The 8,198-nt window shown below is 38.7% G+C and carries 10 protein-coding genes and 2 pseudogenes; 2 read left to right on the top strand and 10 right to left on the bottom strand.

What is annotated here, in order from left to right; all coding sequences use genetic code 11:
- Window positions 1–464 precede the first annotated feature (464 nt).
- Both DD829_RS17435 and DD829_RS17430 read left to right on the top strand, forming a co-directional pair.
- The gene (locus DD829_RS17435) at window positions 465–716 is read left to right on the top strand and encodes a hypothetical protein (protein ID WP_108411474.1); all 252 of its coding nucleotides are present in this window, start codon (window positions 465–467) and stop codon (window positions 714–716) included.
- 53 nt (window positions 717–769) lie between these two features.
- Window positions 770–1,624, top strand: a complete 855-nt coding sequence (locus DD829_RS17430) for a hypothetical protein (RefSeq protein ID WP_108411473.1) — start codon at window positions 770–772, stop codon at window positions 1,622–1,624.
- Window positions 1,625–2,109: 485 nt separating this feature from the next.
- Here DD829_RS17430 and DD829_RS24500 read toward each other — a convergent pair whose 3' ends face one another.
- The 10 genes and pseudogenes from DD829_RS24500 to DD829_RS17380 all read right to left on the bottom strand — a co-directional run bounded on the left by DD829_RS24500 (window position 2,110) and on the right by DD829_RS17380 (window position 8,020).
- Window positions 2,110–2,385, bottom strand: coding sequence for a hypothetical protein (locus DD829_RS24500; RefSeq protein WP_410493822.1), 276 nt, complete (start codon window positions 2,383–2,385; stop codon window positions 2,110–2,112).
- Between the two features lie 24 nt (window positions 2,386–2,409).
- A pseudogene (locus DD829_RS24495) lies at window positions 2,410–2,856 on the bottom strand (replication initiation protein); the annotation flags it as partial.
- A 175-nt stretch (window positions 2,857–3,031) separates the two neighbouring features.
- The gene (locus tag DD829_RS17415) at window positions 3,032–3,232 is read right to left on the bottom strand and encodes a hypothetical protein (RefSeq protein WP_116547983.1); all 201 of its coding nucleotides are present in this window, start codon (window positions 3,230–3,232) and stop codon (window positions 3,032–3,034) included.
- A gap of 431 nt (window positions 3,233–3,663) precedes the next feature.
- Window positions 3,664–3,960 (bottom strand): hypothetical protein, encoded by a 297-nt coding sequence (locus tag DD829_RS17410; protein WP_108410756.1) that lies wholly within the window; start codon window positions 3,958–3,960, stop codon window positions 3,664–3,666.
- Between the two features lie 114 nt (window positions 3,961–4,074).
- Complete coding sequence (locus DD829_RS17405; RefSeq protein ID WP_108410757.1) at window positions 4,075–4,263, bottom strand: hypothetical protein; 189 nt, start codon at window positions 4,261–4,263, stop codon at window positions 4,075–4,077.
- A 615-nt stretch (window positions 4,264–4,878) separates the two neighbouring features.
- Window positions 4,879–5,298 carry a DNA cytosine methyltransferase gene (locus DD829_RS17400; RefSeq protein WP_116547982.1) on the bottom strand — a complete coding sequence of 140 codons (420 nt, stop codon included), beginning with the start codon at window positions 5,296–5,298 and terminating at the stop codon, window positions 4,879–4,881.
- Between the two features lie 12 nt (window positions 5,299–5,310).
- Window positions 5,311–5,781 (bottom strand): annotated as a pseudogene (locus tag DD829_RS24210) (DNA cytosine methyltransferase).
- Window positions 5,782–5,884: 103 nt separating this feature from the next.
- Complete coding sequence (locus DD829_RS23770; protein WP_165814880.1) at window positions 5,885–6,049, bottom strand: hypothetical protein; 165 nt, start codon at window positions 6,047–6,049, stop codon at window positions 5,885–5,887.
- A gap of 362 nt (window positions 6,050–6,411) precedes the next feature.
- Entirely contained in the window at window positions 6,412–6,954 is a 543-nt protein-coding gene (locus tag DD829_RS17385) for a DNA adenine methylase (RefSeq protein WP_116547980.1), read from the bottom strand.
- Window positions 6,955–7,222: 268 nt separating this feature from the next.
- A complete protein-coding gene (locus DD829_RS17380) occupies window positions 7,223–8,020 on the bottom strand; it encodes a hypothetical protein (protein WP_116547979.1) in 798 nt (265 codons plus the stop codon).
- Between the last annotated feature and the right edge of the window lie 178 nt (window positions 8,021–8,198).

The raw sequence follows: 8,198 nt of genomic DNA, 5'->3' as shown, positions 1-8,198 counted from the left end.
GAAGGCGGTTCCGAAGTGCTGTTCTATTACAACGAGGAAGACAATGCGGGTGAAGAGTTATACAACATGTACCAAAAAGATATTGAACAACTCATTGCCGGCTGACAAATTAGGGTTCAGCCGGACGAAAGCAAAGGAAGCCAATATCGAAAAGCCTTTGACAAAACAGCAGAGTTATTGGAACGTGAACTGAATGATTAATTAATGCTTTAATACTGATATAATACAGGACCGGAAGAAAATTCTTCCGGTCTTTTAAGGGCAGGAATTTTGAAGAATTTCCATCAATAATTTCAGTATGTTTATATAGAACGTATGATCATTATCACAAACACCTTATATAGTAGGACAACATACTTTTTCCTGTTTTTTGTTCTAATTTTTTGTCTTGCCTATCGGGGATTTTCCTCCCAACCGGATTTCTTCCGTCTAATTTTACAGGAGAATTAAAAAAACAAATTATTATGACAAACAAACCCATGACCGCAAAAGATGTGGCAAGAATCATGAGTGAGACAGCGAAAGCCAATGGAGGAATGATCCCCAAAGAAAGTTTTGCAGCAAGAGCACAGAGAATACTGGCAAAAAAACCAATGACCGCAGCAGATGTGGCAAGAATCAAAAGTGCTACCTCAAAAGCTCACGGAGGAATTATCCCCAAAGGAAGTTTTGCAGCAAGAGCAGAAAGTGAACTGGCAAAAAAAACTAAAAAGTAGATGGAAAGGGTTTATCTTTAAGGTAACCTTTTTTCTGTTTAAACTCATTTATTATGGCCATTAACCTTACTGAAAAACTGAACCTTTTGGTTTATGATACCCACGACCCGAAATATATCCGGTATTGTGAAAAAATATTCAAGCATACAAAGAATAATGAGGTGTGTTTTTCTGGGTTTATCAATGAACCGGACTTTAAAACCTTTCTCAATTCTTTGCAGTCCCAACTTGCTGAAATCGAAGATTCAATAGTGGTTGATCCTAAGACGGAGCTTAGCCTCACCTTATTCAATACCCTTTCCGATATCATTGTCTATTTTCCCCTTCTCATCGATTTTATTAAAAAGAACAACCATCCTGAAATTCTGCAATTATTTATCCGTATTTCTATTCTTATAGAAATCCACCAGAAAACCGTTGCATCCATTAAAGGCAGGAAATTACTTCTTCGTAAAGAAGAACTTCAGTTGTATATGGAAAAGAAAATCCTTTTCAGCCAAAGCGAAATTGCCCGGGAATGGGAAATTGACAAAGAAACACTTTCCAAATGGCTTACCATGATTTATGGGGAGAATCCGTACAAAGGGAGAAAGAAACTTTCTTTTTCTGAATATATAGGAATCTATAAAGATCTTTTTAAAGGAAAATCACACCATGAAAACGCGCAAGATTATTTTCTGACCGAAGAAAATATTGATGCTTACAGCTCTGTCGTATTCAAAGGTAAAACCTATACCAAGCAGGAAATGATCGAATTAGGATTTTCTTTGGATGATGAGCCTTCGCCACGGCAGTATTCCGAAGCAAGAAAAATTCTTCTGAAAAAATTTCCCGGTTACGATGCCGTGAACAAGTATCCCGTTTCCATTGCCCAAATGATGATCAATTTACTGAAGGAACATTCCTGAAACAACTAATCCTTTATAGTGTCCATTTCTAACAATTTCTTATCGACAAACGCCTGCAGGAATTTATTAACCTTTCCATTGTCATAATCTTTTTTCATCAGGGCGTAGAGGAAATGGTTCTCATAGGATTCCAACACTTCAAGGATAAATTCTTCGGTCATATGCTCTGCTCTTAGTTTTTGCAGTTTCTGTTCACGGAGCAAAGCTTCATTCTGCTTTGCCGACTCCTCTGCTTCTTTTGTTTTGGTTCTTGTATCTTGGCTCTTGATTCTGTTATTTTCATTTTCAATCTCCTGCTGATAGAATCCTTTCTCGAGTGCTTTTATGAAAAATCAGGCTTTGCTCTCCACTTTATTTTTCTTAAAGTAGGATTTACAATGTTCCAAGGTGCTGAGAATATAGCTTTGCTCATATTTTCCTGAGATTTCATTTTTTATGACGGATTCCGAGAGCCCCAGATCCAGCATTTCACTGTGAGCATTTTTTCATGGAGCATCGTTTGTATCTTCAGCCGCAGGATTTTCTTTCCCGGAGTCCATTTCAGATCTGCCGTTATTTTTTTTGATATGGAAAAGGATCTTTTTTACACTTCTGGTTCCTTCGAATAATTCTTCAAAATCAAATTTAATATCCGAATGTTTAATAAGATCATCTTTAGCTTTGTTGAGTACTCTGGCCTTGAAGCTTCCATACAGCGGGTATTTATCCTCCAGATCTAGAATCTGCTTAAGCTCCTCTACTTCAAAAGTCCTCTTTCCGATACCTTCGAAAGATTTAAGCAGTTCGTAAATGCGGATGGAATTTGCCGAAGAGATTTTCAGTATATTTTTCAGATCGTACAACAGGAAACGGTTTTTAATCTGCAATAAATAACTCTTCAATGCAGGATGAAAAGTGGCTTCCAGCATTCAGGTGCCATTGGTCTGGTATTTAAAGGAACTTACGAGTGCCGTTTTCAACTCTTTTTCCTTGTCTCACTCTTTAATTTTTAACGTTACAATTTTTTTAAGAAGCGAATTGGCCATTCATGCAATTTCCTGATAGATGGACTTACTTTTAATATCAAAAATCCTGATAATTTCTTTTACCGGAATCTGATAGGTTTTAAAATCTTCATCTTTGTCCTCTATCATTCCGACCAGAAGGGTGAAAATCCTCATTTCCATCAGGCTGAACGAGTAACGTGCGGTAACCAGCTCATGTGATTTTTTTATTTTTAGAGATGTGGTCATTGTTTTTCTGTTTTCTGATAAAAGGGGAAGAACTGTATTAAGGATAGGCTGTTTAAATCATCAACCTGCCTTTTCAGATCAATCTGTGGCTAAAGAATGAATTTTTATTTCCGGGGTTATGAATCCGAATAAAATATAACAAGGCAGTATGACCGTAATAATTAAATGTTATCTGTTAAGTATTTTCATGTACCCCAAATCTGTTATAATATTGGTGTTTTCCTGTTTTTGTTATAGAAACTCCCGATTTTGTTATGCTTATTGCCCGTTTTAGCAGCACCCGGGTTATGAATCCGGCATACTCTGCCCTGAATCTGTCATAGTTCAGACCGGATCTGTTATGGTTTGGCTGTGTTTTTGGCTTTGTACCTGCCATTTAGAAGCCTGTAAACAAAGTAAATATTTTAAATTATATAACACTACTTATAAAGAAGATTCCAAATGTTGTTGTTTTCTTTTTTTCCTGTTTAAAAAGGCATAATACAGGTGCAATGCGGATTTTAATGAGGTTTTGGTTCTTTTTCAGGAATGTTTATTAAGCTTTTATTGCTGATATAACATTTTTAGGGAGATTAAAAGTGCATTAAATTTAAAAACAGATTTTTCATTTTCCCCAAGTTACATAATTCTCTTTTAAATAATGTTCAGTCTTTTTTGACAGATATTTTTTCGGTTCTTTGCATTTACTTTCATTTCGTCCGGTTTTTCTCATTTTTTCCGGATTCTTTTTTCACTTTTTGCTTTCTTATCATTTTCCGCTTTCAACATCCCGCTGCCCCAACTTTCATCTTCCTGTTTTTTCACTTTTTAAAACTGGATTTTTTTCAGAACCACCAATGCGGCGAATACCATAAGAACCAATATCAGAGCAACAGAAGCGATCATAAATGCGGTTGCTTTGTTGGAAGTTTTAAGATAGTTTTTATTCAAAGAACTCAGCTCCTCTTCTTTTTGGTTCCATTGCTGGTGGAGACGTTCCCTCTCCTGCGACCATTGTCCCTGCAGGCGTTCTCTTTCCTGCGATCGTTGGTTGTACATGCTGGCTCTTTCCTCTTTATAGGCGGCAATTACCTGCTGGGAAGCCTTAAGTTCTTCTTCCTTCACTTTTACCTGAAGCTGGAGGGCAAAATTTTCCTGAATAACAGATGAAATCTGCTCGGACTCCTCTGCTTTTTGGTAGCTTGATTTTGCAGGGTCCGAATATTGGGAATTTCAGGTTCACAATTCCGGAATCGGTTTTCCGAATGTTTCGGACAGCTTTTTCAAATCCTCTGCACTGATATAGGTACTTTTGCCTCCCGAATCGGATCTGGCGATAAGCTGTATGCCGAGCTTGTTTACCCGCTTGTAGAATGTGGGCGAAGTAATGTCAAGCATTCTTTCTGCCTCTACTCTGCGATATTCCATACTGATTTACGTTAAAGATAAATACCTGATAACCATTGTATATCACTCCCCTGAAACATAGCTTTTAAAGCCGTTTTCAACCCTGGTTTAAAGGCTTTTAAACGGTTTTTTAAGCATTTTCAACATTGCTTTACATCTTTTAAATTCCTTTATTAAAGGTATTATACCATCTTTAAAGGGGCTTTAAAAGGTTTTAAATGTGTTATATTGCTTTTTAATGCAGGATAACAGAGCAGTGGTATTATGACCTTATTATAGCTATATACCCAGATTTTGCAAGACTTTTTTAACAGAACCTCAAGTATTTTCTTTAAAAAGGGGAGAGTGTTATTTTAAAAGCAATTTTAACAGGCTTCACTTTCTTTTTAAAGGAATTATAGTTCTTTTTAATCTGTTTGTAAAGGTGTTTAAAAGCATTTAAACGATGAAAAAGGGGAATGTATATCGTATTTGTATATGCAGCCCTGTAAAAAGGATATTAGCATTTACAAGCTTTTTTTAGCTTTTTAAATTCCTCAGATCATGATTTTTGTTGTTTTGATTCTGATCTCTATCTTTTTCAACACGGAATTTATATTTTCCATATAGATTCAAATACACTGTATTTTGCACATTTTATAACGGATCAAACCGTTGCTTTTTTATTTCTGTGGCAATTCCGGCAGTCATCAGGGGAGGCACGCTCATTCCGCAGACGAAGCGCGGAGAGATGCCGCAGAAGTCAAAGTCAGAGGGAAAGCTGCTCATGCGGATATACTCTGTATCGTTCATATTGCGGGCTTCTTCGTAATAGAGGGTCGTACCGCTGCTGGTGAGTGTGGGAGCCACCACATGGTCATACACAATTCTTGTGCTGAAAAAACTGTTGAAGGTATCCAGATTCCTGTATCTGGCATCGGCAAATTTCAGGCATTCATCACCATATTCTACAAAGGTCCGTCTTGTTGCAATCGAAGGCCGGAGCGGAGGATGGGTGGTGGATCCTTTATCGGCAATTTCTCCAAAGTAAACAGGGGATGATGCAAAATCCAGCACTAATGGGGGGAGTCACAAACTTTTCTTCCTACCGATAAAAAAGATGCGCTCACGGGCTTGTGGGACTCCCAGAGTCGCGGAATTAATCCTGAAAATCTGAACTTCATATCCGAGCCGGCTGAGCCTGTCATGTACTTCAATCGCGTACCGTTTCGCTTTTCCTGCAATAATTCCCGGAACGTTTTCCATGATAACAATTTTGGGGCTGAGTTTTTCCACGGTATCACAGAACACAAAAACCAGCTCATCCAGTATTTGCTTTTTCTGGCCTTCTTTGAATACTTTTTCTTTTCACCGGCAGTTTTCACGCTTTCAGGACATGGAGAATGCACTGCACGGAGGGGAGCCGTCCAGAATATCGAGATCCGATAACTCTTCGGGCAGGCTGTCCCTTTGGTTAAAATCCCTGATGTCTTCCCGATAGAAATATTCGGGGGAGTGGTTCTTTTGGTAGATTTTCGCCATCTTTTTATCGATTTCCACGCCTCAAAGGTGACGGAACCCGGCAAGCTTATAGCCCATGGTGGATCAGCCTCACCCGACAAAGGTTCAGAATACGGTAAGCCCGTTATCTTTCGGATAACCTTCAGCGAGGGTTCGGCGGTAATGTAAATTTTTCATAGTCTTTTTTTAGTTTAACAATTGAAATCTGTTCATTTTTAAAGGCTTTCTGCCTGAGTCTCTGTCTGATCCTGCGCTGGGTTCTGTGCTGCATCATACGGATGGTTTTTTCTTTGGTAAGATTATTCATGATTCTTTACTTTAGAGATAAAATAGCTGTACGCTACAGGCAGTAAGCGATAAGCAGATCATAATGGATTTTTTCCGCAATTGTTTTTTCTATAGTCTACTGCTTACTTGCTTAAGCCCTGAAGCCTTTTATATAGGATAATTCGCCACCAAGACTTCGGTTTTTCTTTTGGTGCTTGCGGGATTCTTGCTTTTATGGGCGGCAGACAGGGATTTATCAAAAGTTTTCACATACCGTCCATACTTCTTTGCAAAATCCGTCAGAAGCTGGGAAGGGTAATTGGATAGGAGGAATTTTCATTTGATCTGGGAGAGTACGTTAAGGTCACGTTCCAGATGCTGATGTGTATAGCCCTCGTAATGTCATTGATGGACTTTGATCCCAAGATCACTGGTATAGGGGGGATCGCAGTAGAAGAAGCTGTTTTCACTGTCCCTGCTCTGAATAATTTTATGGGCCTGATTGCATTCGATCTGGGTACTGCGCAGGCGCAGAGAAAATTCGTCTCCGAAACGTTCGACTTTATTCTTAAAAACGCTGGCTGCTTTTTCCTTATCGAAACCCCGGCTTCCTGCACGGTGAAGATAGCCCATGTTGCAGGCTACATACATTGCCCATGCTCTGATCACCGGCTGGTCATCGAATAACCGTGGGGAGTTATAGATAATCATGGCTTTTTTGTATTCTTCCCTTGAGTGAAGGGTGAGTTCTATTTTCTTTTTAAGTTCCGGAAAACGGGTTTTGAGGACTTTATAAAAGTTGATGATATTTGCGTTCACATCATTGATGATCTCACAGGGGGCAATCTCCGGCCTCATCCGGAAGATTGCACCACCGCCAAAATACGGCTCACAATATATTTTAATATTTTTTGGTAGCAGGGGAATGATCTCCACCGCCATCATTATTTTTCATCAGAAATAAGAGATAGGCGGTTTGAATAGTGGTTTGTTTGTTAACATTTTTTGTTTTTGTGTAAGGATAAAGTAACAGATTGCAGGAAGTAAATGGGAGGAAACAGCATATAAAACAATTACCTGCAACCTACTGCCTGAAACCTATATACACAAACAGCCCGGCAAAAATCCGAGCTGTAAAGTAAATAAATAGAATACCGAAAGACTTCGGTGAACCATCATACAATGGTTTGATTAATCCGTTAGCGGAAAACCATTAACGGTGTTTTTTGTTTTTGTGTTTCGCTTTGGAAGAAGTGAAAGAGGAATCTGTCTGTCCGGTGGTTTCTTCATCGTCTGCTTCCTGACTGTTCACATCCTGATCATTGGATGCGGATGTTTTGCCATTTTCTTTTTCCCGTAATGGTTCATCTGAATGTCCAGCGGCAGGAATTTCGGAATTTTCGGTTTCCGGCAATGTTCCGGATAACTCATTTTCTAAACTTCCCGTTTTGGAAACAGTGTCCGGGTCAGTATCCGTAGATTCTACTCCTTGTTCGGTGGTTTCGGTTTCTTCTGATAAAGATTCCGTTTCCGGTGATTCACCGGAAGAATCAGAAACTTTATCATCTGATGCCTGATCAGATGAAGGTGTTTCTTCGTTCTTTTCCGCAGCATCTAAAACATTTTCTTTTTTTTCTTCTGTATTTTCAGAAACTGAAGATTCACCGGATTGATTTCTCTCAGCAGAGGAGTCATTATTTTCCAATGCCGGAATCGGATTCTTTTTCTGTTCCTGTTCTTCCTTAAGCCATTTTTCACACATATAGATGATGATCTGGTAATCGGACTCAATAAGGTTCAGGATTTCTTCATTCTCCAGTTCCAACAGGTTTTTTCCCTCGGGCAGATGTTCTCCGTAAGTCTGGGAAACCATTTCCACAAGCTCCTTTCTTGAAAAATATTTAATCAGGACAGGGCTGATGGTTTTGGTTTCCGTACTTTCTTTTTCGGCGGCTTTCTTTTTGAGCAGCACCGAAAAGATTTTCAGTAAGGATTGTTTGTTCGTATCCATTATAATTTTTGTTGTTTTTACTTTGTTTGCTTTCTTTATTTCTTTTCGGAATCATAAGAGAAAATATGTTGCGGATTGACGACTTCATATTTTTCTTTGACATTTTTTGTATTCACCCACGGGTCAAAATTATCATACGGTTTTAACCATAAATGTGTGACGATTCGGTCTTCCGTTT

The sequence above is a fragment of the Chryseobacterium sp. HMWF035 genome, assembly GCF_003094695.1.
GTDB lineage: Bacteria > Bacteroidota > Bacteroidia > Flavobacteriales > Weeksellaceae > Chryseobacterium > Chryseobacterium gambrini.
The sequence above is the reverse complement of the archived record's forward strand: the minus strand, read 5'-3'. Positions and strand labels throughout refer to the sequence as shown.

Excerpts from the sequence above, each read along its gene's own strand:
- DD829_RS17435 (WP_108411474.1), top strand. The coding sequence starts at position 465 with ATGACAAACAAACCCATGACCGCAAAAGATGTGGCAAGAATCATGAGT.
- DD829_RS17430 (WP_108411473.1), top strand. The coding sequence starts at position 770 with ATGGCCATTAACCTTACTGAAAAACTGAACCTTTTGGTTTATGATACC.
- DD829_RS17415 (WP_116547983.1), bottom strand. The coding sequence starts at position 3,232 with ATGGCAGGTACAAAGCCAAAAACACAGCCAAACCATAACAGATCCGGT.
- DD829_RS17405 (WP_108410757.1), bottom strand. The coding sequence starts at position 4,263 with ATGGAATATCGCAGAGTAGAGGCAGAAAGAATGCTTGACATTACTTCG.
- DD829_RS23770 (WP_165814880.1), bottom strand. The coding sequence starts at position 6,049 with ATGAATAATCTTACCAAAGAAAAAACCATCCGTATGATGCAGCACAGA.
- DD829_RS17385 (WP_116547980.1), bottom strand. The coding sequence starts at position 6,954 with ATGATGGCGGTGGAGATCATTCCCCTGCTACCAAAAAATATTAAAATA.
- DD829_RS17380 (WP_116547979.1), bottom strand. The coding sequence starts at position 8,020 with ATGGATACGAACAAACAATCCTTACTGAAAATCTTTTCGGTGCTGCTC.